At 69.8% G+C, this 24,558-nt stretch carries 23 protein-coding genes; 9 read left to right on the top strand and 14 right to left on the bottom strand.

All coding sequences use genetic code 11. The annotated features are described in order from the left end of the window. Nucleotides 1-310, top strand: a 310-nt coding sequence (locus ACJ8AT_RS24135; protein ID WP_407740185.1) for an ABC transporter permease, incomplete at its 5' end; no start/stop codon positions are given. 25 nt (nucleotides 311-335) lie between these two features. Here the strand turns inward: ACJ8AT_RS24135 and ACJ8AT_RS24130 are convergent. Beyond that, the gene (locus ACJ8AT_RS24130; RefSeq protein WP_407740184.1) at nucleotides 336-1,322 is read right to left on the bottom strand and encodes a COX15/CtaA family protein; all 987 of its coding nucleotides are present in this window, start codon (nucleotides 1,320-1,322) and stop codon (nucleotides 336-338) included. A 552-nt stretch (nucleotides 1,323-1,874) separates the two neighbouring features. Between ACJ8AT_RS24130 and ACJ8AT_RS24125 the strand changes: the two genes are divergently transcribed. Further along, on the top strand, nucleotides 1,875-2,903 hold the full coding sequence (locus tag ACJ8AT_RS24125; RefSeq protein ID WP_407740183.1) for a hypothetical protein: 1,029 nt from the start codon (nucleotides 1,875-1,877) through the stop codon (nucleotides 2,901-2,903). Between the two features lie 27 nt (nucleotides 2,904-2,930). Here ACJ8AT_RS24125 and ACJ8AT_RS24120 read toward each other — a convergent pair whose 3' ends face one another. Further along, nucleotides 2,931-4,193 carry a TCR/Tet family MFS transporter gene (locus ACJ8AT_RS24120; protein ID WP_407740182.1) on the bottom strand — a complete coding sequence of 421 codons (1,263 nt, stop codon included), beginning with the start codon at nucleotides 4,191-4,193 and terminating at the stop codon, nucleotides 2,931-2,933. Nucleotides 4,194-4,276: 83 nt separating this feature from the next. On the opposite strand from ACJ8AT_RS24120, the gene ACJ8AT_RS24115 reads away from it, so the two are divergent. Then, on the top strand, nucleotides 4,277-6,025 hold the full coding sequence (locus ACJ8AT_RS24115; protein ID WP_407740181.1) for a histone deacetylase: 1,749 nt from the start codon (nucleotides 4,277-4,279) through the stop codon (nucleotides 6,023-6,025). A gap of 5 nt (nucleotides 6,026-6,030) precedes the next feature. On the opposite strand, the gene ACJ8AT_RS24110 is transcribed toward ACJ8AT_RS24115, so the two are convergent. The 6 genes from ACJ8AT_RS24110 to ACJ8AT_RS24085 all read right to left on the bottom strand — a co-directional run bounded on the left by ACJ8AT_RS24110 (nucleotide 6,031) and on the right by ACJ8AT_RS24085 (nucleotide 11,619). Continuing rightward, complete coding sequence (locus ACJ8AT_RS24110; protein ID WP_407740180.1) at nucleotides 6,031-6,456, bottom strand: hypothetical protein; 426 nt, start codon at nucleotides 6,454-6,456, stop codon at nucleotides 6,031-6,033. A 55-nt stretch (nucleotides 6,457-6,511) separates the two neighbouring features. Continuing rightward, nucleotides 6,512-7,147 (bottom strand): hypothetical protein, encoded by a 636-nt coding sequence (locus tag ACJ8AT_RS24105; protein WP_407740179.1) that lies wholly within the window; start codon nucleotides 7,145-7,147, stop codon nucleotides 6,512-6,514. Nucleotides 7,148-7,188: 41 nt separating this feature from the next. Next, nucleotides 7,189-7,824, bottom strand: a complete 636-nt coding sequence (locus ACJ8AT_RS24100) for a DUF488 family protein (RefSeq protein ID WP_407740178.1) — start codon at nucleotides 7,822-7,824, stop codon at nucleotides 7,189-7,191. Between the two features lie 3 nt (nucleotides 7,825-7,827). Then, nucleotides 7,828-8,688, bottom strand: coding sequence for a hypothetical protein (locus ACJ8AT_RS24095; protein ID WP_407740177.1), 861 nt, complete (start codon nucleotides 8,686-8,688; stop codon nucleotides 7,828-7,830). Between the two features lie 125 nt (nucleotides 8,689-8,813). After that, nucleotides 8,814-10,286 (bottom strand): serine/threonine-protein kinase, encoded by a 1,473-nt coding sequence (locus ACJ8AT_RS24090; RefSeq protein ID WP_407740176.1) that lies wholly within the window; start codon nucleotides 10,284-10,286, stop codon nucleotides 8,814-8,816. 241 nt (nucleotides 10,287-10,527) lie between these two features. Next, nucleotides 10,528-11,619: a DNA ligase gene (locus ACJ8AT_RS24085; RefSeq protein WP_407740175.1), complete on the bottom strand. Its 1,092-nt coding sequence runs from the start codon at nucleotides 11,617-11,619 to the stop codon at nucleotides 10,528-10,530. A 182-nt stretch (nucleotides 11,620-11,801) separates the two neighbouring features. Here ACJ8AT_RS24085 and ACJ8AT_RS24080 point away from each other — a divergent pair, with 182 nt between their 5' ends. Continuing rightward, nucleotides 11,802-12,287, top strand: coding sequence for a gluconokinase (locus ACJ8AT_RS24080; RefSeq protein WP_407740174.1), 486 nt, complete (start codon nucleotides 11,802-11,804; stop codon nucleotides 12,285-12,287). 27 nt (nucleotides 12,288-12,314) lie between these two features. On the opposite strand, the gene ACJ8AT_RS24075 is transcribed toward ACJ8AT_RS24080, so the two are convergent. Together ACJ8AT_RS24075 and ACJ8AT_RS24070 are read right to left on the bottom strand one after the other, a co-directional pair. Next, on the bottom strand, nucleotides 12,315-12,941 hold the full coding sequence (locus ACJ8AT_RS24075; RefSeq protein ID WP_407740189.1) for a phenylalanine--tRNA ligase beta subunit-related protein: 627 nt from the start codon (nucleotides 12,939-12,941) through the stop codon (nucleotides 12,315-12,317). 8 nt (nucleotides 12,942-12,949) lie between these two features. Further along, nucleotides 12,950-14,395 (bottom strand): aldehyde dehydrogenase family protein, encoded by a 1,446-nt coding sequence (locus ACJ8AT_RS24070; protein ID WP_407740173.1) that lies wholly within the window; start codon nucleotides 14,393-14,395, stop codon nucleotides 12,950-12,952. Between the two features lie 387 nt (nucleotides 14,396-14,782). On the opposite strand from ACJ8AT_RS24070, the gene ACJ8AT_RS24065 reads away from it, so the two are divergent. Then, entirely contained in the window at nucleotides 14,783-16,234 is a 1,452-nt protein-coding gene (locus ACJ8AT_RS24065) for a serine/threonine-protein kinase (RefSeq protein ID WP_407740172.1), read from the top strand. A 270-nt stretch (nucleotides 16,235-16,504) separates the two neighbouring features. Here ACJ8AT_RS24065 and ACJ8AT_RS24060 read toward each other — a convergent pair whose 3' ends face one another. After that, complete coding sequence (locus ACJ8AT_RS24060; RefSeq protein WP_407740171.1) at nucleotides 16,505-17,137, bottom strand: acetyltransferase; 633 nt, start codon at nucleotides 17,135-17,137, stop codon at nucleotides 16,505-16,507. Nucleotides 17,138-17,323: 186 nt separating this feature from the next. Here ACJ8AT_RS24060 and ACJ8AT_RS24055 point away from each other — a divergent pair, with 186 nt between their 5' ends. Continuing rightward, nucleotides 17,324-17,929, top strand: coding sequence for a phospholipase D-like domain-containing protein (locus ACJ8AT_RS24055; RefSeq protein WP_407740188.1), 606 nt, complete (start codon nucleotides 17,324-17,326; stop codon nucleotides 17,927-17,929). Between the two features lie 14 nt (nucleotides 17,930-17,943). Next, a complete protein-coding gene (locus ACJ8AT_RS24050) occupies nucleotides 17,944-18,549 on the top strand; it encodes a glutathione S-transferase family protein (RefSeq protein ID WP_407740170.1) in 606 nt (201 codons plus the stop codon). Nucleotides 18,550-18,551: 2 nt separating this feature from the next. Here ACJ8AT_RS24050 and ACJ8AT_RS24045 read toward each other — a convergent pair whose 3' ends face one another. The 3 genes from ACJ8AT_RS24045 to ACJ8AT_RS24035 form a co-directional block, all read right to left on the bottom strand. Further along, nucleotides 18,552-19,274 (bottom strand): helix-turn-helix transcriptional regulator, encoded by a 723-nt coding sequence (locus ACJ8AT_RS24045; RefSeq protein WP_407740187.1) that lies wholly within the window; start codon nucleotides 19,272-19,274, stop codon nucleotides 18,552-18,554. An 80-nt stretch (nucleotides 19,275-19,354) separates the two neighbouring features. Beyond that, on the bottom strand, nucleotides 19,355-20,254 hold the full coding sequence (locus ACJ8AT_RS24040; protein ID WP_407740169.1) for a fatty acid desaturase family protein: 900 nt from the start codon (nucleotides 20,252-20,254) through the stop codon (nucleotides 19,355-19,357). Between the two features lie 151 nt (nucleotides 20,255-20,405). Next, complete coding sequence (locus ACJ8AT_RS24035) at nucleotides 20,406-20,765, bottom strand: helix-turn-helix domain-containing protein (RefSeq protein WP_407740168.1); 360 nt, start codon at nucleotides 20,763-20,765, stop codon at nucleotides 20,406-20,408. Between the two features lie 951 nt (nucleotides 20,766-21,716). Between ACJ8AT_RS24035 and ACJ8AT_RS24030 the strand changes: the two genes are divergently transcribed. Together ACJ8AT_RS24030 and ACJ8AT_RS24025 are read left to right on the top strand one after the other, a co-directional pair. Beyond that, nucleotides 21,717-23,546, top strand: coding sequence for a HEAT repeat domain-containing protein (locus ACJ8AT_RS24030; RefSeq protein ID WP_407740167.1), 1,830 nt, complete (start codon nucleotides 21,717-21,719; stop codon nucleotides 23,544-23,546). 40 nt (nucleotides 23,547-23,586) lie between these two features. Continuing rightward, entirely contained in the window at nucleotides 23,587-24,543 is a 957-nt protein-coding gene (locus tag ACJ8AT_RS24025) for a ParA family protein (RefSeq protein WP_407740166.1), read from the top strand. The last annotated feature ends 15 nt before the right edge of the window (nucleotides 24,544-24,558 follow it).

Here is a 24,558-nt window from a genome sequence, read left to right as displayed (position 1 = left end):
CGCCGAGGCCCTGGGCCTGCCGCCCGGCGCGCGGCTGTGGCGCATCGAGCTGCCACTGGCCGCGCCCTCCATCCTCGCCGGCATCCAGACCGCCGCGGTGATCAACGTGGGCACGGCGACGCTGGGTGCGCTGATTGGAGCCGGTGGCTACGGGCAGCCCATTCTCACCGGCATCCGCCTGGACGACACGGGGCTCATCCTGGAGGGCGCCGTGCCCGCCGCGCTGCTGGCGCTCGTCGTCAGCGCGGTGTTCGAGCTCATCGAGCGGCTCGTGGTGCCCCGTGGGTTGCGTGTGTCCCAGGGGCAGTAAGGCTCAGGCGCTGGCTTCTGTTCCGTCAGCCCATGCGTGAGCCCGGGGCGGAGGCCGTTCGCTCCGGGCTCGTGCGCAGCTCCGCCCTCGGGGCGTCTTCCGCGAGCCCCGCCGCGCTGAGCCTCACCAGTGAGATCCACACCAGATCCGCCAGCAGCAGGTGGATGAGCTGCATCCATACAGGAGCAAGCAACACCAGGTTTGTGACGCCCGCGCCCAGCTGCACCGCGTAGAGGACTCCCAGCAGCATCGCCCCGCGCTTCACCGCCGCCGCGGGCCGCAGCCGGGCAAGCAGGTTGGCGAGTGCCACCACCAACGCCCCCACGCCGATGGCCAGCAGCGGGTGCAGCACGCGCAGCCGCAGCAGCACGTGCGCTGTCTCGGACACATCCTGCTGGAAGCCTTCCGTCAGGCTCGCCGCTGGAAACAGCGTGTCCCCCAGCGCAGCGATGGCCCCCGTGACTCCCAGCAGCGTCAACGCCGTCAGCCCTGCGCCCACCAGCGCTCCCGCCAGCCCCTGGCCTCGCAACGCCACCCGCGAGCGCCCTCCCGAGTACCACGCCGTCAACGTCTGCGCGCCGATGAGCAGGAACGTGTTGATCAGGTGCGCCGCCATCCAGAACGCTCGCGCGAGGGACGGGTTGTGCGCCACGTACTGGAGCAGCACCAGGCCCGCGCCCACCGCCCCCTCCGTCAGCATGAAGACCAGCTGCAGCACCGCCGCGCGCCGCACCGGGTGCCCCTTCGCGTGCGCTCGCAGGCCCCACACGCACAGCGCCACGGCCAGCACCGTGGCCAGGCCGCTCGTCAGCCGGTGCGTGTACTCGATGATCGTCGCCACCGTGGGCTCGCGCGGGATGACCACCCCGTTGCACTGCGGCCAGTGGTCTCCACACCCCGCGCCCGAGCCCGTGGCGCGCACGAAGGCGCCCCACAGCACCACCGCCAGCGTGTAGGCGAGCGCGGCGTAGCTGAAGACCTGGAAGCGTCGAGACGAGGCTGGGTGGCTCATGCGTGCGGCGACCCCGGCGGGCAAGAGGGCTCCTCCCTAACGCAATTCGGCTCCGGGCGCCTCCCCTCCGCGCCTCCCGCTCCGGGCTTGCTCCCTCCGCTCATCAGCCGGAGTGCTCGCTGCCAGCAATCACCATCCACAGCCGTGGACTCGACCGTCCAGCAGGCGAGACGGTATCACCGGGGCTGTCGCGAACGAGCCGCCCGCCGCGAGGTGCCCGTCGCTGATTCTCCTGGGAATCTGAGGACTTGCGGTACTCGGCGGCCCAGCGTGGGCTCTGGCATGCCGAGTGCTTTACAGGCTGACAGCGCTGGAGGTGGCCGCCCCGGCGTCTCGGGATTCCAGGTCAACAGTCTCGAGGCGATCGTGGGCCGGGTCTTTCCCCCTCGGCCTACGGTCGCAGGCTGTCTCCTTAAATGAAATGCGTGACGCGGCGTGGGCTGGGGTGGCTTCGGGGCACCCTGGCCCACGCCGTGCTTTTTCGAGCGCACTTCCGAAGAGAGCGAGGAAGCCTCTTCCCCGAGCACACGGAGAAGTGGTTAGCCTCACTCCGTGCTCCCTGATCCGCCCAAGCCTCCTGTCCCTCCCATCGCTCCGCTCCAGGACCGCCTGCGCCGGCTGGAGGAGGCGTTGGCCGAGGGCCAGGAACGCCAGGACCAGGCGATGGAAGCGTGGGTGCGGGAGATGGGGCGCCTGCCTGATCGGCAGGAGCGCCGCCGTTGGGAGAGGCGCTGGCGCAAGCAGGCGAGGCACGAGGCCAAGCATGCGGAGAGGAAACTCCGGCGGGCCGAGCATCGGGCTCGTGAGCAGGCCGAGCGCAACCCACTGCTAGGCATCCTCTACGCCCTCGGCGCGCTGGTGACGTTGATGATCGCCTGGCGGATGCCGCACATGTGGTGGCTCGTCTTCATCGGAGTCTTCGTGTTCGGCCAGCAGGCGGCCCGCCATTTGATGCCACGCAGCACCCCGCCGCGGCAGATGTCCGGTGAGCGCCAGGCCCCGTCGCTCCCGGAGCCTCGCGAGGCGGCGCCCGAGGCGGATTCGCGGATGGCTCGGGTGGACACGCTGTGCGACAAGCTGCTCGCTGAGCTGCGCGCGGGGTCCGCGGTGCTGCGCGAGGTGGTCCACTCGCCCGAGCAGACGGTGGAGGCGCTGCGCAAGAGCTGTCACGAGCTGGCCCGGCGAGAGCGCGAGCTGCGCGCCCTGTCCACGCCCGAGGACGAGCGCCGGCTGGCGGACGAGCACGCGGCGCTGGCCGCTCGCGTGGAGGCGGAGAAGGACGCGGTGGTGAAGGATCGCCTCTCCTCGGCGCTCAAGGTGCTGGAGGAGCAGCGGCGCCAGCGAGCCGAGCTGGCCACCGCCGCCTCACGGCTGGAGGCCGAGCACACGCGGCTCTACTACACGCTGGAGAACCTCTACACGCAGGTGCTGCGAGCGCGCACCGTTGACTCGGCCTCCGCGGATGTGGCGGGCGCGGGCCTTCGCGAGAGCGTGGAGCAGCTCGGCGCGGAGATGGAGGCCGTCACGGAGGCGCTGGAGGAGGTCCACCGCCCCTCGGACTCGCGGGTGCCTACTCGTTAGCCGCCCCACGTTGCCCGCCATCAGCGCTTATTCCGGCGCCTGCTCCGGGAGGGGGGCGCTCGCCGGCTCGGCACGCGCGACGCGCCACGACAGGAACAGCCCTCCCGCCATCAACGCCCCCGCCAGCAGGTACGGAGCGCCGGGCAGGTGCGGCAGGCTGGTGTCGCGGATGGCCACGGCGAAGATCTGCGTGAACAGCACGGGGCCCATCATCCCGGTGATGCCGCGCAGGCTGCTCAGCGCGCCCTGGAGCTGACCCTGGTGGGAAGCCTCCACCCGGCGCGTCATCAGGGCCTGCATCGCAGGGCCCGCCAGCCCCAGCAGCGCGCCGAACGGGATGCCTACCAGGAAGAGCCTGCCCGTGGGCGCCAGGGCGTAGACCAGGAACGCCAGCGCGCCAAAGAACAACCCCACGAGCAAGGCCCGCCGCTCTCCGAGCCGCGCCACCGCCGGGCCCACGAGCGCCGCCGAGACAATCGTCGAGCACACGCCGACCGCCGCCAGGGTGAGCCCCACCATGCGCTCGCTCCAGCCGTAGCGGTAGTCGGTGTAGAGCACGAACATGCTCGGCAGGGACTCGTGCGCCAGGGAATACAGGAAGGTCGCCGCGGCCAGGCCGAGCAGCTCCCCATGCGAGCGCAGCAGCTTCATCGAGCCCAGCGGGTTGGCCCGGCGCCAGGCGAACTCCGTGCGGCGCTCGGGCGGCAGGGACTCCGGCAGGATGAAGAAGCCATAGGCCGCGTTCACCAGGCTCAGCCCCGCGGCGGCCCAGAACGGCAAGCGCAGGCTGATGTCCCCCAGGAGGCCGCCCACTGCCGGGCCCACGATGAAGCCCAGCCCGAAGGCCGCGCCCAGCATGCCGAACCGCGCGGCGCGCTGCTCGGCGGGAGTGACGTCGGCGATATAGGCGCTCGCGGTGGAGAAGCTCGCCGCGGTGATTCCGGAGATCAACCGGCCGGCGAACAACCACCCCAGCGACGGCGCGAGCGCCATCAGCACGTAGTCCAGCCCGAGGCCGAAGTTGGACAGCAGGATGACCAGCCGCCGCCCGAAGCGGTCCGACAAGGTGCCGAGCACCGGCGAGAACACGAACTGCATGGCCGCCCAGGTGAAGCCGAACAGGCCGGTGACGGAGGCCGCGCCCGCCCGGTCGCCGCCCTCGAACGCGATGATCAGCTTGGGCAGCACCGGCACCATGATGCCGAGCGCCAGCATGTCGAGCATGACGGTGACGAAGATGAAGGCGAAGGCGGCGCGGTTGGGAGTGCGGAGGGCTTGAGCGGTCGTCATGGGCGGGCGGTCCCGCTGCTCACCATAGAACCCGTGGAAAATCCACCCGCCTGGAGGCCGCCGGGCGTAGGGTTCCCCCGCGGATGAGAGCGTGGCTGGAGGAATGGAACGCGCGGCTGCGCCCGAACCGGGCTCGGGTGCCCGTGTTCTACGACGAGTCCTACCGCCTGCCGTTCTACGGCCTCGAGCTCTCCACGGGCCTCGAGCCGCGCCTGGTGGACTTCACCACCTGGTACCTGCTGGAGACGGGCGTGGTGCGCGCCGAGGAGGTGCACCGCCCGCGGCCCGTCTCGTACGCGCAGCTCGCCCGAGTGCATGACGGGGCCTACCTGGAGTCCCTGGGGCACCCGGAGACCCTGGCGCGCATCTTCGCCGTGGACCCCTCGGAGGTGCCGGTGGACACGCTGCTGGACTCGCTGCGCCGCATCTGTGGCGGCACGGTGGAGGCGGCCCGGATGGCGCTCGCGCGCCGAGGCCCCGTGGCCAACCTGGCCGGTGGCTTCCACCACGCCGCGCCGAACCATGGCGGTGGCTTCTGCGCCCTGAATGACATCGCCGTGGCGCTCGCCTCCCTGCGCGCCGAGGGCTTCGATGGGAGCACGGTGGTGGTGGATCTGGACGCGCACCCACCGGACGGCACCGCCGCGTGCCTCGCGGGCGATCCGAAGGTGTGGATCGGCTCTCTCTCCGCGAGCGACTGGGGCGCCATTGCCGGCGTGGACGAGGTGGTGCTGCCGGTGGGCTCGGGTGATGCGGAGTACCTCGCGAAGCTGGAGGCGTTGCTGGGCCGCATGCCCCGCGCGCGGCTGGCCTTCGTCCTCGCCGGAGGAGACGTGCTGGGCGGAGACCGCTTCGGCCGCCTGGGCCTCTCGCTGGAGGGCGTGCGCAGAAGGGATTTTGCCGTGGCGCGGGCGCTCCGAGGACTCCCGAGCGTGTGGCTGCCCGGCGGTGGGTACCACGAGGAGTCCTGGAAGGTGTTCGCCGGCTCGGTGCTGGTGCTGAGCGGCCGCGGGCACCGGACCATCCACCAACGGTTTGATCCGCTGAGCGCCCGGTTCCAGCATTTCTCGCGGATGCTGGCGCGAGAGCCGCTGCCGGACTGGGAGCCCATCACCCTGGAGGATCTCGAGGGCTCCCTGGGACATACGCTGCCCCATGAGCCGCGGGTGCTCGGCTTCTACACCGTGCACTTCCTCGAGCACGCCTTGTTCCGCTACGGCGTGCTGTCGCACCTGGAGCGGCTGGGCTACCACCCGCTCCGGTTGGAGGTGGGCCCCACGGGCGTGGGCGATCGTGCCCAACTGTTGGGCATGGCGGACGGCCGGGAGCACCTGCTGGTGGACTGCGTCCTGGAGCGCCGGCGCATCGGCCCGGAGGATTACCTCTTCGTCAACTGGCTCACCTTGCGTCACCCTCGGGCGCGCTTCAGCGCCGTGCGGCCCCAACTCCCGGGCCAGGAGGTGCCAGGATTGGGGCTGTCTCGCGAAGCCGGGGAGATGCTCATGCTCATGGCGGAACGGCTGAAGCTGGCGGGAGTGGCCTTCAGGCCCATGTGGTTCCACCTGGCGGTGGTGGCCCGCGCCCGCTTCCGCTACGCGGAGCCAACTCGCCAGGGGCGCTTCGAGGCGCTGATGCGAGACATGGCGCACGTGCCGCTGCTGGAGGCCACGCGCCTGGTGTCCGAGGGGCACGTGTGGCTCAACGGCGAGCGCTACGCCTGGGAGGCTCAGGACATGGTGTCCCGCCGGGTCCCCCTGGAGGATGATTTGGAGGATGATTCGCGGGCCATCGCCGCGGAGCGCGAGCGCTGCCGCTTCACCGTGGATGGGTGAGCGGACTAATGCCGCACTGCGACGATGCGCCACTGTAACGCGTCAATGGCGTAGTAGGCCCCTGCGTCAAGCACAGGGCCCATTCCCATCTCACACACTCCAGGGCGTGCCCAAATCTGCACGAAGACAAGACCTCCAAATCCAGGCGCGGCGCTCATGTCGTACGACTCGCGCTTGTAGAGGCACGCATCACGAGGCGATGCATCCTTGGGTGGTTGGAGGTCCCAGGGCAGGAAGTCCTCCATGGCGAGCTGCATGGCCACGAAGAGGGTGCCCGTGACGGCCACGCTCCCTTCGAGGTTGAGAGGCTCCATGGGGAACGTGACGCTCGCGGCTTCTTGCGGTGGGGCATAGACGGGATGAGGAGGGCGCTGGAAGAGCGCGCAAGCGGGGAGCAGGGCGCAGAGCACCAACAGCAGTGGATGCTTCATGACGTTCCTCGGGAGGAGCGACGAGGGCCGAGGCCACAGGCCGCTTCAGAGCGGTTCATTCGTTGACAGGGGTGACCCGTCCGCTGGCTTTGTTTTCAGGCTTGATGAGACCGATGAGCTTCCAGCTCTTTCCGCGACGCTCGTACAGCTCGCCCGGGCGATCCTCCTTCAGGTAGGGGATCAACTTCTGGAGGTGGCAGACTTTGTCGAACTGGATGCGAATGGAAAACACCTGGGTAGCGCCGAGCAGGTCTTCCTTGCTGTCGAGCATGGACGAGGGTGACCAGGGGTGGCCGTGGTAGTCCGCGAGGGGCGCCGGTGCGCCTCGCTGATCCACCACGAGTTGTGGCACGTAGCAGGCTTTGTCGCGGGAAGAGCGTCTTGGCTTGGGATTCGCGAGGGGAGAAGGGTAGCTGGCGTAGTAAGTGCCGTCCCCCAGCGAGTACACGAGGCCGCAATACTCCCGGCCATAGTCACCGAACCGCGCGCCGGGCAGCTCCATGACGGCGGGGCAGAGCTGGTCAATCACCTCGTCGGGATCCCGCGAGGGTTTGATGGCCTCCCACGGCCCGCGCACCCAGACTAGGCCGTCCTTAAGGCCATAGTTGGCGGGCTCGCCCGCAGGCCCGGGGCCACTGGCACACCCCACCAGCCCCCAGCACAACACGATCAGCCCTCGGAGAAGCCGCATGCGCGCACTCCCGGAAGCGCGGAAACACGGACACTATCAAATCAGGACTGCGGCGAGGTGACGTGGGGAGGCTTCTCCTCTGCCCGGGCGGGGTAGAGCACCTGCCGGCCGTGAAGCTCGGCGAAGGGGGTGAGCCGGTGGGGCTCGGCGCGGACGCGGCTGGTGATGTGCAGCGCCTGCACGCCCCGCGCGAACAGCGCATCCGCCACGAGGCTGCGGTGGCAGCGCCAGCGCAGGGACTCCGCGCACATGAGGGCCACCGGCCCTTTCTCCGCGAGCAGGCGCAGCTCCTCCAGCCCCTGCGCGAAGTCCTCCGTCAGCATGTAGTCCGCGTAGCCTCGGAAGCTGGTGTTGCGCCACGCCCCGTTGGGTGAGTCCGGGCGCGGGCGCCTCAGCCCTCCCAGCCGTGGCAGGTGCACGTAGCCCAGGCCCGCCGCCTTGAGCGTCCGTGGCAACGTGTCCCGGTTGAACTGCGGGTTGGTGCGCGAGCGCGGCACCGTGCGGATGTCAGCGAGCGTCCTCACGCCGTGCGCCCGCAGCAGCTCCACCAGCTCCTCCGCGCTCCGGGTCGAGTGGCCCACCGCGTAGATCCGCGCCTTGCCCCACCCCCGGGCCCGGCGCCCCGGCAGCGCCTGCTCCGTGCGTGCTGCCCGGGCTGAGGCTCGGCGGACCGCCATGGCTCAGATGCAGGTGCCCGTGGCGCTGCACATCTTCTTGCCGCAGCCCACGCACGCCGCGCCGTTCCGTCCACACGCATTCGAGCTGTTGCCCGGCGCGCAGACATTGAAGGTGCAGCACCCGCTACACGAGCTGGGAGTGCACTTGCACTGGCCCGACACGCACTCCTGGCCAAAGCCGCACGGCCCCGAGTTGCCACACTTGCACTGGCCATTCATGCACTGGTCCGCGGTGCGCGAATCACACGCGGCCCCCTGCCCACAGGCGCAGAAGCCCGCGGCCGCGCAGTTGTTCGAGAGGCGCGGCTCGCACATCACGCACGAGACGCCTCCGCTGCCACAGGTGTTGAAGGTGGACGTGGTGCAGACGCCGCCCAGGCAGCAGCCGTTCGCGCAGTCGGGGCAGAACCCCGCATCCGGCGTCCCCCCATCCGGCACGCCACCGTCCGGGGTGGGCGTGGGCTCCAACTGCACGGTGATGTCCACCTCCTTGCCCTGGAGGACGTCGACGACGCTCGTGCCGAACGCCACCCGCGTGCCCTCGTGCAGGCCCTCCACGTTCAGCGTCGCCTCCGACTTGTCCGGCACCGAGGGCAACAGCACCCGGAAGGTGTCCCCGTTGGAGAGCAGCCGCTCGGGCTGCTCCGGCACCGCCTGAGGACCAATGCCACTGTCCGCCACCATCCCCGAGACCAGGAGCTGATCCATCCGCACCGAGGGAGGGAACTCGATGGTGACGTAGAGCGCTGTCCCAACGGAATCCCGGCACGCGCCGATCAACGCTCCCCACCCCAGCAGCCAGATTCCGCAAAGGCCAGCGGCCCACAGCCTCGCCGCGTTCGCTTTGCGCTTCCTGCGTTCCATGGAGCCACTCACACTACAGAGACCTCCATGGCCGCTGGGTGGACTGAAACCTGGAGTGAAACCCCCCAAGTTGACCAGGAGACGTTTACCCGTGGGGCCTGGACGGCAGCCGACAGTGCCCGGGGCTAGGCGATGACGCAGTCCTGGGCCACCACGGGAGTGGGCGTGGCCGGAATCGCGCGTGCGGGGCGCAGCTTGCGCAGGTGCTCGCGGAGCTGGGCCGAGGGGTTGATGAACTGCAGGGCCACGCCGGGCGACATGCCCCAGGTGCGCGCCTGCGCCGACTCCACGTGCCGGACCACCTCGCCCACGCACTCCACGGGCTCTCCGTCCAGCATCAGCGTGAAGGCCAGCTGGGTGAAGAGCTGGGGGAAGGGCTCCGAGCAGCACATGAAGAGGCCCCCGCGGCTCAGCTCGGTGCACTGCACCGCCACCTCGCCCGCTCCGTTGCGGCGGCGCACCCGGGCCTCCCACGTCTGCGGCTGCAGGGCGCTGGCTCGCGGCAGGTGCGCCCGAGGCACGCGCAGCGACACGGTGGGGGAGGGCAACGGCGTGCGCGCGCGCACCGGCTCGGAGAGGCGCGCGGGCGTGGGACAGGCCTTCTCCGAGGCGCTCATGGCCATCTCCAGGGCTTGCTTGAACTCGAGCGCATGCGAGAAGCGCTCCGAGGGCCGCCTCGCCAGCGCGCGCAGAATCGCCTCCGAGAGCCCCAGGGGGATGCGCGGGTTGAGCACGTGCGGCGGCACCGGCCCGGGCGCCGTGGGAGACAGGACGATCTCCGCCACCTGGCCGCGCGGATAGGGCAGCCGCCCGGTGGCCATCAGGTAGGCCGTCACCCCCAGCGCGTAGATGTCCGCGCGCCCGTCCACCGGCTGCCCCGTCCACTGCTCCGGAGCCATGTACGCCGGCGTGCCCAGCACCATGCCCACCGCCGTGAGCCGCGGCTGGTTGAGCGGGGCGCGCGCCTTGGCCACCCCGAAGTCCAGCACCTTCAACGAGGGCAGCGAGCCCTCGCGCCGCACCACGAAGAGGTTGTCTGGCTTCAAGTCCCGGTGCACCACCCCGGCGTCGTGCGCGGCCTCGAGCGCCTCGCACGTCTGCGCCAGCAGGTGCGTGAGCAGGCCCGGCTCCAGTGGCCGCGGCAGCTGCGACAGCGGCTGGCCCTCCAGGTACTCCATGACGAAGTAGTGCAGGCCGCCGGGCGCCTCGTTGATGTCGAAGATGCGGACGATGTTGGGGTGGCCCACCACGTTCACCGTCTTCGCCTCGGCGTAGAAGCGCGCGCGCAGCCCCGCATCCTGGCTCAGGTGCGGGTGCAGCACCTTGAGCGCCACCCGCGCGCCAATGCGCGTCTGCTCCGCCTGGTACACGGTGCCCATGCCGCCCGAGCCCAGCCGCCGCACCACGCGGTAGTGCCCCAGCGTCTTGCCGATCAGATCCAACGAGGCCTCCGCCTCCTTCTGGGGCATGGGTGGCGTGGGGGGAGGCTGGGGACGATCCTGGGCCGGGCTCACGGGAGTGATGGCCGACTGGCTCCAGTGCACGTTTCCGCACAGCACATCGTCGGCATGTTCGGAGAGGCAGAGCTCGCAGCGCATGTCTGGGAACCTGGAAATTAGGGGTTACCCGGTGCCCTGCAAGACGTGTGCGCTGTCCCCGGAAACACGAAACGCCTTCGCCGGGAGAATGGGGCTTCCCACCCCACGCGGATTCGCGGCGTTGCAATGCCGCGTGGCGGACAGACTCACCCCGTCACCGGAGGTGAGACTCCATTTCGTTCAATCGAGGGCCGTCATTTCTTCCATATCGCAAGGGCCGTGCAGCCCGTGGCTCCGCGCGTCATGCGCGCTTGCGCCGGCCGGTGGGCTCCCACGGCTCCGCGTCGATGCGCACGCCCACATAGGAGGGGAAGCGGGGCACGCCGTCGTTGGAGAGCTCCTGGTAGCGGAAGGTGATGATGCTGCCCAGGGGCGGCGGGTTCCCGCGCTCGGCGTCGGACAGGCCGGTGCCCACCGAGAAGCGAGTGCCGTTGCGCAGCTCCACCTCGAGCGCGCCCAGCCGGCCCTTGTGCCGGCCCGCGCCGGCCTGGTGGCCAATGACGCGCGCCTCGTCATCATGGAAGCTCTTCACCTTCAAGAGCGTGTACGAGCGGCCCACCTCATAGCGCGAGCCGGGTTGACGCAGCATCAGCCCCTCGCCTCCGAGCCCTTCCACGCGCGCCAGCTCCTCGCGCAGGTGCTTCACGCCCTGACAGGGCTGGTGCTCGAGCCACTCGGCGTAAGGGGGCGCCACGTCCTCCACGTACCGCTGCACGTGGGCGATGCGGTCCTCGAAGGGGGCATCCAGCGCGGGCGCGTCGAAGATGACGAAGGCCAGCTCCTTCCAGTCATCGCTCTGGTCCTGCCGCCGGACGATGCTCACCGTGCGCTGGAACTTCTTGCGGCCGCCGAACAGCTCTCCATCGAGCGGGAAGTCCGGCAGCTTCTCGGTGAACCAGGCCGGCGCGTAGAAGGGGTTGCCCTGGCGCGAGAGGAACCGCTCCCCGTCCCAATAGGCGCGCACGCCGTCGAGCTTCTCGCTCATCCACCAGCCGGTGAGATCCGTGTCGTTCTCCCACGAGTGGGCCAGCAGCACCGGCGGGGCCTTGCCCTCGGCCGAGGCGGAGCTGGCGCGCTGGGTGGCGACCCGGTTGGTGGCGCGGTTGGGAGCGCTGGCCGCCGCGCGGGAGGCCGCCGCGCCGATCCGGGCGTCCTCGGCCTCGTCGCCGCGGATCTTGCGCAGGTGCTTGCAGGTGCGGCGCTCGATGGGCTCGGACTGGTTGCGCCACGCGGGGCACGAGCACGAGTACACGCCGCCGGAGTTCTTCAGGATGTACGGCTTGGCGCCCGAGCCTTTGACTTCGAGCTGTCCGCCATTCGGGATGTCTGCCACGAGTTTGACCCCTCACAACGCCGCGAGTTCCTCGCGGCGACGGACAGAATCGTATCCGGCAGGTCCGACTTTCACGGAGGACCCCAGAGGGCGGGTGAACGGTGGATGCCCTTGGGGGTAGCGGCGGGGAGGGAAGTGCCGCACCATGGGTGAAGACGACGCAGGCTTGGGGAGCGTGGCGCGTGGTGATCATCCTCATGGGAGTGTCCGGGGCGGGGAAGACGACCCTGGGCAAGCGGCTGGCTGGGGCGCTCGGGTGGCGCTTCCTGGAGGGGGATGACTTCCACCCTCCGGCGAACGTGGCGAAGATGGCCGCGGGCACGCCGCTCACGGACGAAGACCGGCTGCCCTGGCTGCAGCGGCTGCGCGAGCGGATCACCGACGCGCTGGCGCGAGGGGAGGACACGGTGCTGGCGTGCTCGGCGCTGAAGCAGAGCTACCGGGTGATGCTCACGGTGGACCCTGCGCGACAGCGGTGGGTGTTCTTGTGGGCGCCCCCGGCAGTGATCGCCGAGCGGCTGGCGAAGCGCGTGGGCCACTTCATGCCGCTGAGCCTGCTCGACAGCCAGCTCGTCACGCTGGAGGTGCCCGCGGATGCGCTGCAGGTGGATGTGACGCCGGAGCCAGACGAGGTGGTCGCCACGCTTCGAGCCAAGCTGGGGCTGTAGCCTCGGGCGTCACCATGTCCGGCGTGCTCAGGGCTTGCGCTCCACGGTGGCGCCCAGGCGCTCGAGCAGCTCGCGGTACCACGTGAAGGCGCGCGCGGTCCGGTCCCCCAACTCCTTGGCGCCCCAGAGCACGGTGAGGGTGCGGCGGGTGTCCGCGTTCGTCTTCGTGCGCTGGGCGTCCTTCACCGCGTTGGCGCAGGGGCCGTCCGCGTCGAAGAGGCACAGCAGCCCGTCCAGATCAATGGTCTGTCCCGAGGCGTTGAACACGTACTGCGAGCCCGCCGGGGCGATGCCGAGCCGGAAGGGCGCCTGGGCGCGATCCAGATCCACCACGCTGATGGGCAGGCCGCTGTGGAGCGACACGGCATTGCAGGCGTCCACCGCGGCGTTGATGGAGCCGAGCGAGCCCTCTCCCGCCGCGCGCACCAGGTACTCCGAGGCGGGCTTGCCTCGGCCGGTGGGCTTGTAGCCGCCGTGGCGCAGCAGATCTCTCACGGCGCCGCGCACGGTGTCATCGCTCGTGAGGGGCGCGGGGGCGTCCAGCTTCAGGAGCGCGGTGAGCCACTCGGGGGAGGGCAGGGAAGACAGCGGCCCGGGGAAGGTGGTGGTGAAGGCCAGGGCGTCCAGCGAGGGGTGGGGATCAATGGTCAGCACGGAGGCGCTCATTCGAAGAGGCGGCTGGCGAGCCGGGCGATCTGCTTCGCCTTGCCGGTGTACGGCGGGAAGAAGAGGTGCGCCAGGGAAGCGCGCCCCTGCCGCATCACCGCTCGCGCATGGGTGAGCTCCCGGAAGCCCGCCTCGCCGTGGTACGCCCCCAGCCCGCTCTGCCCCACGCCGCCAAAGGGCAGGCCCGGGTTCGCGAAGTGGAGCACCACGTTGTTCACCACCGTCCCGCCCGCGGAGGTCTGCCGCAGCAGCCGCTCCACGGACTCCTCGCTCTGGCTGAAGATGTACATGGCCAGCGGCTTGCCACTGGCGCGGATGGTGTCCACCACCGTCTCGAGCTGCTCGTAGCGCAGCACGGGGAGCACCGGGCCGAAGATCTCCTCCTGCATCACCGGCGCTTCCGCCGTGACGTCCGCCAGCACCGTGGGCGAGATGTAGCGGCTGTCCGCGTCCACCACGCCTCCGGCCACCACCCGGCCACGGCCCTCCGTCACCGTCCGGTCCAGCAGCCCTCGCACCCGAGCGAACGCCGCGTCATCCACCAGCCGGCACAGGTCCGGGCTCGCGCGCCGCGCCTCCTCCGTCTTCCCGTAGAAGCGCTCCAGCGCCTCCTTGGCGGCGGTGAGGAATGCCTCCTCCTTGGAGGTGTGCACGAAGACGTAGTCCGGCGCGATGCACGTCTGACCCGCGTTGAGGAACTTGCCCCAGATGACGCGCTCGGCGGCGGCCTTCACGTCCGCGGTCTCGTCCACCACGACGGGGGACTTGCCGCCCAGCTCCAGCGTCACGCCCGCGAGGTGCCGCGCCGCCGCCGTCATCACCTTCTGGCCCACGCGCGGGCCGCCGGTGAAGAAGAAGTGATCAAACGGGAGCTGCAGCAGCGCCTCGCCCACCTCGGGGCCGCCCTGCACGGCCGTCACCTCGGACGGCTCGAATGTGTCTCGCACGAGCTCCTCGAGGAAGGCCGCCGTGTGCGGTGTCTTCTCGCTGGGCTTGAGCATCACGCAGTTGCCGGCCGACACCGCCGCGATCAGCGGAGCGATGGCCAGCGCGAACGGGTAGTTCCACGGGGCCACCACGAGCACCACACCCTTGGGCTCATGGCGGACCTCGCTGCTGGTGCCGGTGAGCAGCAGGGGCGTGTCCATCCGCCGTGGCTTCATCCACGACTTCAGGTGCTTCATCGTGTGCGCCAGCTCCATGAGCACGGGGAGCACCTCGGTGCTCTCGGCCTCGGCCTGGGGCTTGCGGAAGTCGGCGTAGAGGGCCTCGGCGAGCGCCTCGCGCCGGGCGAGGATGTTCGCCTTGAGCCGCTCCAGCCGGGCAATGCGCTCCTTGGCGGTCGTCCGGGCCTGCTCCCAGCGGCGCGCCTGGAGGCGCTCGAAGGCTTCTTGCAGCGGAAGGTGCGTCCCCGATACTTCTTCCGTCTTTACGAGGCGCATGCTCTGCCCTCCTGAATTTTGGGAACCCCCAACGCCTGGAGTGCCCCTCGTCTTCCCGTGCAAGCAGCCTACTTGAGCCAACGCGTCAGGCGGACGGCAAGATCCTTCCGTGCTTGCCCTTCCTTCTCTGGGCCAACAGACCGCGCTGGCGGCCCATGTGGGGCAAGGGGACTCGGGGCCCGGGTCCGCCGCACGCCCGGGAGCAGAGGAGGCGGCGGATCAGGCGAGTGACGCGAGGGAATCCGGAAGGAGGGGACGCGCGGGCGGGGACCGGTTGCTGAGCGCCGGTGGCGGCTCACCTGCGAGGCCTGACACCCGAGCCTACTCGTGACGTAGGATGTGCTCAGGGGAGGAGAGAGGTCCCCATCACCTTCCGCGAGGCCCATCATGCAGAGCGCATCCGCTCCCACGTTGCACCCCGCGTCGCTGTCTCCCGGCACGGTGGTGGGCCCCTGGCGCGTGGTGGCCTGGGTGGGCCGAGGCGTCTATGGCGCCGTCTTTCGCGCCGTGCCGGTGGACACGGGGCCCGCTGCTCCCGTGGCGCTCAAGCTGGCCCTGCGCGCGGGAGATCCGCGCTTCACGCGAGAGGTGGAGCTGCTCTCCCGCACGGGCCACCCGAGTGTCCCGCGCCTGGTGGGCTCTGGTGCCTGGCAGCACCCGGACGGCACGCTCTATCCGTACATCGCCATGGAGTGGGTGGAGGGCGTGCCCCTGTACGACTGGGCTCGGCAGGGCGCGCGTTCTCCGGAGCAGGTGCTCGGGGTGCTGGCCCAGCTCGCGGGCGCGCTCGCGGACCTGCACGCACAGGGAGGCGTTCACCGCGACGCTAAAGGCGACAACGTGCTGGTGCGGCATTCGGACGGCCGAGCCATGCTCCTCGATTTCGGCATGGGGCACCACGCAGGCGCTGCCACGCTCACGCCGCCGGGCGTGTACCCGGGGACTCCAGTGTACCGGTCCCCGGAGGCGGGCCAGTTCGAGCTGCGCTTCTTCCGCGACCCAGCGGCTCGCTACTGCGCCGGCCCAGCCGATGACGTGTACGCGCTGGGAGTCACGGCCTGCCAGCTCGTCACCGGCGAGTACCCGGAGTTCGCGGACCCCTGGAAGGATGAGCACGGCACCTGGCACCTGGGCGCCGTGCTTCCTCCTGCCGCGCTGCTGCGCATCGAGCCCCGGCTGCGCGAGTGGATTCTGCGCATGCTCTCGGTGAGCCCCGAGGAGCGCGGCACTGCGGCGCAGTTCGCCGAAGCGCTGGAGCAGGCCGCCAGGCCCGCTGCTCCGAAAAGCCCCGCGCCGCCTCCGGCCGAGGCGCCATCTGCGACTCGAGCTCCCTCGCGGTCCGTCGCCTCCCGAGAACGTCCCACGGCACGAGAGCGTGCGAGGCCCTGGCTCGCGGTGGCGGCGATGGTGCTGGCGCTGACAGGGTGGGTGGGGTGGCTCGTCTCCGCTGAGCCTGTGAAGCAGCCCATCGCCTCACGAGCAGTGGCCATGAAATCCGGCCAGAGGGACGCAGGAACAGCGGGACTGGGTGACGCTGCGGCAACCACCTCCATGAAGGAGCCCCCCGGCGCGCTCTCTCAGGAAGCGATGGCCCAGGACACGCCGCCCGAGCCTCTGCCCGGGCAGGCGGTGCCCGATGCGAAGGGACGATGCGCTCACAAGCGGCAGGTCGCCCTCAATGGCGGCTGTTGGGTGCCGGAGCGACGAGAGAGCGAAGAATGTGAAGCGCTGAATGGCCAGCAGTACCAGGGCACTTGCTACATCCCCGTCATCGAGCGTCCGCATGGCCGCCCCCGCCCCCGCACCTCCAGCCCCACGAGAAGGTCCGCTCCCCGGTAGGTTCAGAGCGCGCCAGAGCCAACAGTTGGGCATGGCCGGGGCCCAGAGCCAACAGTTGGGCATGGCCTGGAACAGGAGGGTTAACCGCTGGATTTTGCTCGAAGAAATCAGGTCCCAGTAGGCCCGTGAGCACCATCAGTTGGTACCAACTGTTGGACCCAACTGCGGATCCTCCGCTGGAAAGGGCAGTGCCCACTGGTGGGTCCCCACCGGACCTGTCTCAAGACGCATCCTCGTCGGTTCCCACCGATGGAAGGGGGTAATTGACGCTCACTCCATCTCGCGGCGATTGAAGAACGGGCGCCCGGGATTGCCAAGGACAGTGGCTCCCTCCGCCACATCCTTCGACGTCATGGAGCCCGCCGTCAGCAGACAGTTCTTCGCCACCGTGACACCCGGTGTCACCACAGCGCCCATGCCCACGAACACACAGCGCTCCAGCGTCACTCTGCCCCCCAGCGCGCTGTTGCCGCTCACATGGCAGAAGCCACCGATGTGGCTCTGATGCCCAATCACCGCGCCGTTGTTGATGATGCAGTGCTCGCCGATGGTGACGCCGTACTCGATGATGGCGCCCGGCATGACGACGGTGCCGGCTCCAATGGAGACGTCACTGCCAATCACCGCGGACGGATGGATCAGCGTGGGGAAGCGCCAGCCCGTGAGCTCGGAGCTGAGGCGCAGGCGCGCATGGTTGTCGCCCACGGCCAGCACGAGCTGGTCCGCCTTCTGGGGCGAGAGCGCCTGGCGATCTCCCAGGACCCGGTGCCCGAAGCGCTCCTGGCCGGCCAGCAGCGGGTTGTCGTCAATCAACCCGATGAGCTCGTACTGGCCCACGGCGCGGACCAGATCCGCGACGACCGCCGCATGGCCTCCCGCGCCATATAAGTAGAGCGCTTGCATGGTTGAGCTTGCTCCCGCCCCCGAGCACGATCCCCGGTACGAATCCAGGGACCTCGACCATGACATTGTGCCTGCGCAAGCAGCCCCGGCGAGCACCTCGGGATTGGACTCTGTCGCCGCATGAACGATGCGTGGGCACACTGGGATTCGCGGTGTGGAGTAAATGTGCGCTAGTGTAGGCTCATGATGAGAACCCTCCAGGCGGAGCTGCTCCAGGGCCGGGCGCTGTACCGCGAGGTAGTGCTGAGCAAGCTGGCGCACGCGCGCGAGTCGGTGTGGATCGCCACGGCGAACGTGAAGGCGATGTTCGTGGAGCAGGGCGGCAGCTACGTGCCGGTGCTGGAGGTGTTTGACGCGCTGGCCGCTCGCGGTGTGGCGCTGCGGCTGTTGCACGCGGAGCTGCCCAGCCGGCCGTTCCGCGAGGCCTTCGACGCGAGCGAGCGGCTGGTGAAGGGCGGGTTGGATCTAAAGGTGTGCCCGCGGGTGCACTTCAAGGCGGTGGTGGTGGACGGGGCGTGGGCGTACCTGGGCAGCGCCAACCTCACGGGCGCGGGCCTGGGCGCCAAGGGCGAGGACATGCGCAACTTCGAGCTGGGCTTCGTCACCGAGGACTTCGACGTGATTGATCGTGTCACGGCGCTGTACGAGGCGGTGTGGAGCGGGGCGGAGTGCCGGGGCTGCCGGCTGCGGCAGGTGTGCCCGGATCCCATATTGCCTGCGAGCGCGAGAACGGCGAAGAAGAGGGGGCCCGACGGCATCCGTCTGGGCCACTCGCGGCGCCTGCGCCGCTGACCCTGGAGATCCACATGAAGCTTTATTTCAACCCCCAGAGCCGTGCGACCCGTGTCCGTTGGATGCTGGAGGAGCTCGGCACGCCCCACGAGCTGGTGCCCATGGACTTCAACAAGGGTGACCACAAGAAGCCCGAGTACATGAAGCTGCACCCCATGGGCTCGCTGCCGGCCGTCGAGGACAACGGCAAGTCCCTGTTCGAGTCCGCCGCCATCGTGATGCACCTGGCGGACAAGCACCCGGAGAAGAAGCTGGCCCCGGCGCCGGGGACGCACGAGCGCGGCGAGTACTACCAGTGGATCCTCTTCGCCATGGTCGAGGCGGAGCAGCCCATCGTCGCCATCCTCCAGCACACCCGGTTCCTCCCGGAGGCCGAGCGCTCTGCGGCCGCCCTCGAGAAGGCCACCCAGCGCTTCAAGGCCGTGGCCGCCGCCATTGACGCTCGCCTGAAGGGCCGGGAGTACCTCGTCGGCAACGCGTTCACCGCGGCGGACGTGGTGATGGGCGGCGTGCTCGTGTTCGCCAACCGCTTCGGGCTGCTCGCCGACTTCCCCGGGCTGCTGGCCTACGTGGGCCGGCTCACGGAGCGCCCGGCCGCGAAGAAGGCCCTCGCGGCGTAGAGCTACTCGCTCGAGGGACGCGCCTGCGAGGCGGGGGCCGTGCCCGAGGGCGGCGCCTTGCGCTGCAAGTCACGCCAGGTGCTGGGGGACTCGCCCACCAGCTTGCGGAACAGGCTGCTGAAGTGCTGCAGCGAGGCGCAGCCCACCTCCACCGCGACGGCCGTCAGCTTCATGTCCGTCTCCAGCAGGAGCTGCTGCGCGGTGCGCACCTGCACCGCGTTCAGCTCCGACTGGAAGGAGGTGCCGGCCTCCTTCAGCCGCCGCTGGAGCGTGCGCTCGGACATGCCCATCTCCCGAGCCGTCTCCGCCAGGCTCGCCTCCAGCAGCCGGGTGCGCAGCACGCGGTGCAACTGCAGCAGCAGCGGAGACTGGCCCGTGGCCTCCATCACCAGTTGGTTCAGCTCGGCCTGAAGCGCGGCCGCCCGCCCCTCATGCACGCCCAGCCACATCATCGCCTCGGACGACTCGGTGAACACCTTGCTCGGGTAGCGCGGGCTCAGCAGGCTGTAGAAGCCACCCACCACCGCGCCGATGATGCCCTCGGGCCGCACCAGCGCCTGGCGCTGCACCGACTGGGCGAAGTCCTCCTCGCGCTGGCGCATGTAGTTGACGAACAGGCCGAAGGCCGAAGGGTCTGGCGACTCCAGCCGGCGCAAGTCCACCAGCGAGCGGTGGGGCGCATGCGGCGTCCGCTCCACGTCCAGCACCTGGATGAGGCGGCGGATGAAGGGCTCGTCCGGGCGCTGCCACGCGATGAAGCCGCACAGGTCCGCCTCGGCGTACCAGTGCAGGAACCCGTCCCCGACTAGGTAACGGCCGATGGGGTCCCGGAGGTAATCGTCGACTCCGTCTGCCGATCGCACGGCTCGGCAGAATAGCGCTGGATCACCCGTGTCACCCAAAATGGATTGATCGGCGAGAGCGAGGTTTGCAGTGTTGGACGAACGCGGGCCGACGCCGCCAGCTCCCGGGTGGCCGCCGGCAGCTCCTGCCACGGCACCTGGGGCCAGAAGTGGTGGGCCTGATGGTGCCCCGCGTTGAAGAAGAAGAAGTTATAGAACCGCGAGGTGGAGGTGACGGCCAGCGAGTCCCGGCGGCTGGCATCCGACTCGAGGTGCGCGGCCAGGTTCAGCCAGAAGATGGCGAGCTGGCCCACCAGCAGCAGGCCGAAGAAGGACAGGCCCAGGGCCGGCTCCCAGAAGAGGAGCCCCAGGAGCGTGGCGTCCACCACGACGAAGTCCAGCACCAGCTCCAGGCGCTGGGCGCGCGTCTTCGCTGCACGCCACACGTGGGCCACCCGCTCCCACGGCCAGAACCACTGCCCCAGCGTGTTGCGCAGCAGATAGTGCGGCACGCTCTCGCCGGGCAGCCGCAGCCCCCAGTCGCCGGGCCCGTCGTTGTACTTGTGGTGGTTGAAATGGAACAGGTAGTAGCCCCGGTAGGGGAAGCCACACGCCAGCCCCAGTGTCCGCGACACCACCCACCGAAGCACCGGCGGCTTCGCGATGGGCACGTGCATGTGGTTGTGCAGGACGGCGTAGTTCCAGAACAGCACCGCCCAGCCCGCCACCAGCATCCCCCCCCGGCCTGCCCAGGTGAGGTGGCTCCAGCTCACCATGAAGGAAGGGAACCAGACCCACCACAGCGCGTGCACCGCGAGGCTCGGCAGGTCCAACATGGGGGACGTCGTGCGGGGGGGGCGCATGAGGGTGACGATGTACGCCCCCAACGCCCCGAGTCGCTTCTAACCACGCGCCAAGCAGTTGCGAAAACGCGAAATACCGCGCGCATGGGAGAAGCGCTCGCCTTCGCCCGTCTGCCCCACTCCGCCCGCTTCCACGGGCGGGAGCGGCGGCTCAGCGGTGGATGGCGCCGGCCACCTGGCTGATCAGCCGGAGCTGAGCGGGCTCGAGCCGCCGCAGGGTGCGCAGCACGCGCCGCACCTCGGGACGCTCGCCATACTCGGGAGGATCCTCGGCCACCGCCACCGGCTTCTCCGCCGAGGTGACGCCGAGCAACACATCCGACGAGCAGTTGAGCACCAGGCACAGGCGCCGCAACGTCTTCACGCTGGGCAGCATGTGGCCGCGCTCGAGCCGTCCGTACACCTCCGTGGCGATGCCGACGCGCTCAGCGACGTCGGCCTGGGTGAGATCCAAGCGTTGGCGTGCTGTACGCACGGACGCTCCAATGATGCCTGCCAGCTTCTGTTCCATGGCTGCTGACACCTGTGAAGAAGGGCGTGAACCCTCGCTGCCGCGACACGCGTCGTCGAGGGAGTCGTCGCTCGAAGTGAGTGACGGCGTAAGAGGGACATTACGGAGGGCGTCTGACATCCCAGGATCCTCGTAGCTGCCCTGGGGAGACCTTCCGCGCACATCGGACGGGCACACCCGTGCCGTCCCGATGAAGCACCGTGCACAGTTCAACCTGTGCCGTCGTGAACAAGCGCCGAGGCCGATTTCTCGGCTCCGGAGCGCCCGCGGAGTGATCAACCCGTGGCGTTGGAAACGTGTTCCGAGGCCGATTTTCCGGCTCCGGATCAACCTTGTGCCGGATCAAACGCATTCCGACACGAAATCGTTCCAGGGCCGATTTTCCGGCTCCGGAGCCACTTTTCGCAGGGGAAGTTGTGGCCCGGGTTCCCGCTGATCAACCCTGCCCAGTGGGACGGCCAGGCGGTGTGGCGAGCGCCACGGTGCATTGCGCGAAATGATCCGCTCCACCAGGGAGGCCGAGGAGGCACGGCTCCGCACGAGGGCCGCGACGGGGCCTGGGCGCGGGACGTCCCCGCACGGTGGATTCCCGGGCTGGCGCCACCGCTCCAGGGAGGACCTGCGCGGGGGCATGCCGTGATGCGTCGCGAGGGGCTGGCTCTGGCCCGCGAGCGCTCCCGTTTCCTGGCCTGGCCCCCGGCCGGAGGCCCCAGCGCACGCTCGTGGACACACCGCGGCCATTCGCGTCCGAGGCCGAAAAATCGGCCTGCGCGGCGTTGTCAATGGGCTTGGGGTCCGATCAGGAAAAAGCCCCAGCTATTTCGGGGGTTTACCTGCCATGCGGGTCTGACATAAGGTCGGCCTCCCGATGCCCCAGGTGGTTGGGTGTCCGTTGGAGGGCGCTCCAACCGGGGGCACCCAGCACCTTGACGGTGGAGGGCTGTTCAGGTCGTGAGTGACGAGCGTCCGGACGCGCTGCTCAAGAGCGCACTCGAAAAGATCGTCTACTTCGAGGCCCGTGCGGATCAGCTCCACCATGAGCTGGAGGCGGCCCGGCAGGACGGCGAGCGGCTCAAGCGCGAGCTGGCCGAGACGGGGCAGCGGGAGATCGTCCTCAGGCGCCAGCTGGCGGAGCTGGAGGTGCGCTTCAACCGCGCCCAGCTCGAGCGCGACGAGGTGTCCCGTGTGAACCAGGCGCTGCGAGACGAGCGCACCCAGCTCATGGGCAAGCTGCTCGATGCCTCGCGCATCCGCACCTCCGATCAGGCTCGGGGTGGCGAGGACGATGACATTGGCATTGATCTGGCGTCGTTCATCTCTCAGCTGCGCAGCGAGGTGATGAACCGGCCGGAGGCTGCTCGGGGCACTCCCGCGCCGGTGGCCTCGAAGCAGACGCTGGAGCGGCCTGCTCCGCCTGTGCCGGACGCGGACGAGCCGCTGCTCCCCATGGGCTCGCCTGGGTTCGCGCTGGCGGTGGCGGTGGCGCCCAAGGTGGCCTCGGTGGTGGCGGCGTCGCCCGTGGTGCAGCAGGCGCAGCGGCTGTACAGCGAGGGCCGGCTCGGGGTGAGTCCTCAGCAGCTCGCGGAGCTGTCCGGGCACGTGGGCCCCGCGGGCAGCGCGGATGAGACACTGTTCGGCTTCTCCGTGAGAGAGCTGTCCGCCGCGGATCCCTCCGCGCGCATCCGCGCCGCCGAGCGCCTCAAGGCCCTGGCCCAGCCCGCCGCCGCGCCCGCCCTGGCCACCGCGCTGCACGCGGAGAGGGATCCCGCCGTCCAGGTCGCGCTCATCCAGGCCTTCGCCGGGCTGTGCCGGGAGCAGGGCGCGTCCGTCGTCTCGCCGCTGCTGGACTCGCCCGTGGCGGAGGTTCGCATCTCCGCGCTGAAGGCGCTGCTCACGCTGGCGCCGGACGATGCCGCGCCTCACCTCGCCCAGGCGATGAAGGATCCAGACCGCGCCGTTCGCCGCCGGGCCTCGTTGCTGGCGCTGGGGCTGGAGGGCGATGCGGCGCGGCGGCTCGGCGAAGAGGCCATCCACGACACGGATCCAGAGGTGCGCAGCCTCGCGGCGCTCGCGCTGGGCGCCGCCAATGGCGAGGACGCTCGGAAGCTGTTGCTCGATGCGCTCCTGGACTCCGAGTACCGCGTGCGCAAGGCCGCCGCGCAGAGCCTCTCGCGCATCTTCGGTCATGATGTCTCGGCGGTGGTGGGGCTGGATGAGCCGCAGCGCAGGCGAGAGGTCCGCCGGCTCGCCACGTTGCCCTCGCATCCCGTGCGCGCCTCGCTCGGGGTGCCGCCCGCGCCTCGCCGTGCTCCCGCCGAGCCTGCTCCCGAGGTTTCCACCGCGGCTCGCACGCCGGCTCCAGCGGTGTCCGCGAAGGCCACGGCTCCGGTGCCTGCGCCCGCCGCTCCCGTGGCTTCGAGCGCCTCGCCTGCACCGGCTGCTCCGGCCACGCCCGCCACGCTCGCGCGCTCCGTGCCGGCCTCCGCTCCCGAGCGCTCCGGCTCTGCCCGCGTGGCCCTGGCGGTCATGGGCTCCCGGCCGGCGCCCGCGTCTTCGCCCGCGCCCGAGCCGAGCGCCCCGGCGGCTCGTCCCGGCCCGTCGCCGGTGGAGACGCTCTGTGCTTCATTCATACAGGACATCCGCGCGGCCATCCGGGGCCGCTCGCTGGGAGAATTGACGGCCGTGCTCTCCACTCCGGTAGAGCTGGCCCAGGAGGCCCTGACCCTCCTACTTGCCCGCGGGGCTGTGGTACGGCGGGGGCACAAATATTTCGCGGCATGAGGCCAGGCCGCGCTCCGCTGGTTCAACGTAAGGGTTCTCGATGGAAGCTCCAACCTACACCGCCAAGCAGGTAGCCGAGATGCTCGGCGTGTCTCCCAGGGAGCTCTCCGAGGCCCTCAAGAAGGACGCGTACACCCCGGACGACTTGTGGGAGCTGCGCGCCACGCTGCAGAAGTACCCCACCGTCATCAGCCACCGCCGCCAGCTCTTCCTCAACTTCAAGGGCGGCACCGGGAAGACCTCGCTGTCCACCTCGTACGCGTGGCGGCTGGCGGAGCTGGGCTACGCGGTGCTCCTGGTGGACCTGGACAGCCAGGGCCATGCCACCAAGTGCCTGGGCTACGAGGGCGAGGACTTTCCGAAGACGCTCCAGGACGTGCTGGTGCGCAAGACGCCCCTGGCCCAGGTCATCCAGAAGTCCACCCTGCCGAACCTGGACTTCGTGCCCTCCAACCTGAGCATGTCCACGGTGGACCTGGCGCTCATGCCCATGGCCGGCCGCGAGTTCAAGCTGCGCAACGCGCTCAAGGAAGTGGAGGCCCAGTACGACGTCATCGTCTTCGACGCGCCTCCCTCGTTCGGCCTGCTCAACCTGAACGCGCTCATGGCGGCCAGTGACTTGTTCGTCCCGGTGCTTGCCGACTTCCTGTCCTTCCACGGCCTGAAGCTGCTCTTCGAGACGGTGCAGAGCCTGGAGGATGACCTGCAGCACGTGCTGGATCACGTGTTCATCGTGGTGAACTCCTTCAACGCCACCTTCAAGCTGGCGAAGGAGGCGCTCGACGCGCTGCAGACGCACTATCCCGAGTACCTGCTGCCCACCATCATCCGCCAGTGCACCAAGTTCGCCCTGTCCTCCAGCGAGGGCCGCCCCGTGTTCGTCGCGGACCCCACTTGCAAGGGTGCCGTCGACATCCAGGCGATGATCAACCACGTCCTGCCGCAGATGGCCGCCACCGCGCCCAAGAGCGGCGGCAAGGCCACGAAGGCCGGCTGAATTCCTTCCTCTCTT

The organism is Hyalangium sp. (assembly GCF_045802625.1).
In the GTDB taxonomy this organism is placed as follows: Bacteria; Myxococcota; Myxococcia; order Myxococcales; family Myxococcaceae; genus Hyalangium.
This window is presented reverse-complemented; position numbering and strand designations above follow the sequence as displayed.

Excerpts from the sequence above, each read along its gene's own strand:
- ACJ8AT_RS24100 (WP_407740178.1), bottom strand. The coding sequence starts at position 7,824 with ATGGCGGTCCGCCGAGCCTCAGCCCGGGCAGCACGCACGGAGCAGGCG.
- ACJ8AT_RS24065 (WP_407740172.1), top strand. The coding sequence starts at position 14,783 with ATGCAGAGCGCATCCGCTCCCACGTTGCACCCCGCGTCGCTGTCTCCC.
- ACJ8AT_RS24035 (WP_407740168.1), bottom strand. The coding sequence starts at position 20,765 with ATGGAACAGAAGCTGGCAGGCATCATTGGAGCGTCCGTGCGTACAGCA.
- ACJ8AT_RS24050 (WP_407740170.1), top strand. The coding sequence starts at position 17,944 with ATGAAGCTTTATTTCAACCCCCAGAGCCGTGCGACCCGTGTCCGTTGG.
- ACJ8AT_RS24060 (WP_407740171.1), bottom strand. The coding sequence starts at position 17,137 with ATGCAAGCGCTCTACTTATATGGCGCGGGAGGCCATGCGGCGGTCGTC.
- ACJ8AT_RS24130 (WP_407740184.1), bottom strand. The coding sequence starts at position 1,322 with ATGAGCCACCCAGCCTCGTCTCGACGCTTCCAGGTCTTCAGCTACGCC.
- ACJ8AT_RS24025 (WP_407740166.1), top strand. The coding sequence starts at position 23,587 with ATGGAAGCTCCAACCTACACCGCCAAGCAGGTAGCCGAGATGCTCGGC.
- ACJ8AT_RS24090 (WP_407740176.1), bottom strand. The coding sequence starts at position 10,286 with ATGCGCTGCGAGCTCTGCCTCTCCGAACATGCCGACGATGTGCTGTGC.
- ACJ8AT_RS24115 (WP_407740181.1), top strand. The coding sequence starts at position 4,277 with ATGAGAGCGTGGCTGGAGGAATGGAACGCGCGGCTGCGCCCGAACCGG.
- ACJ8AT_RS24055 (WP_407740188.1), top strand. The coding sequence starts at position 17,324 with ATGAGAACCCTCCAGGCGGAGCTGCTCCAGGGCCGGGCGCTGTACCGC.
- ACJ8AT_RS24120 (WP_407740182.1), bottom strand. The coding sequence starts at position 4,193 with ATGACGACCGCTCAAGCCCTCCGCACTCCCAACCGCGCCGCCTTCGCC.
- ACJ8AT_RS24095 (WP_407740177.1), bottom strand. The coding sequence starts at position 8,688 with ATGGAACGCAGGAAGCGCAAAGCGAACGCGGCGAGGCTGTGGGCCGCT.
- ACJ8AT_RS24105 (WP_407740179.1), bottom strand. The coding sequence starts at position 7,147 with ATGCGGCTTCTCCGAGGGCTGATCGTGTTGTGCTGGGGGCTGGTGGGG.
- ACJ8AT_RS24110 (WP_407740180.1), bottom strand. The coding sequence starts at position 6,456 with ATGAAGCATCCACTGCTGTTGGTGCTCTGCGCCCTGCTCCCCGCTTGC.
- ACJ8AT_RS24070 (WP_407740173.1), bottom strand. The coding sequence starts at position 14,395 with ATGCGCCTCGTAAAGACGGAAGAAGTATCGGGGACGCACCTTCCGCTG.
- ACJ8AT_RS24040 (WP_407740169.1), bottom strand. The coding sequence starts at position 20,254 with ATGCGCCCCCCCCGCACGACGTCCCCCATGTTGGACCTGCCGAGCCTC.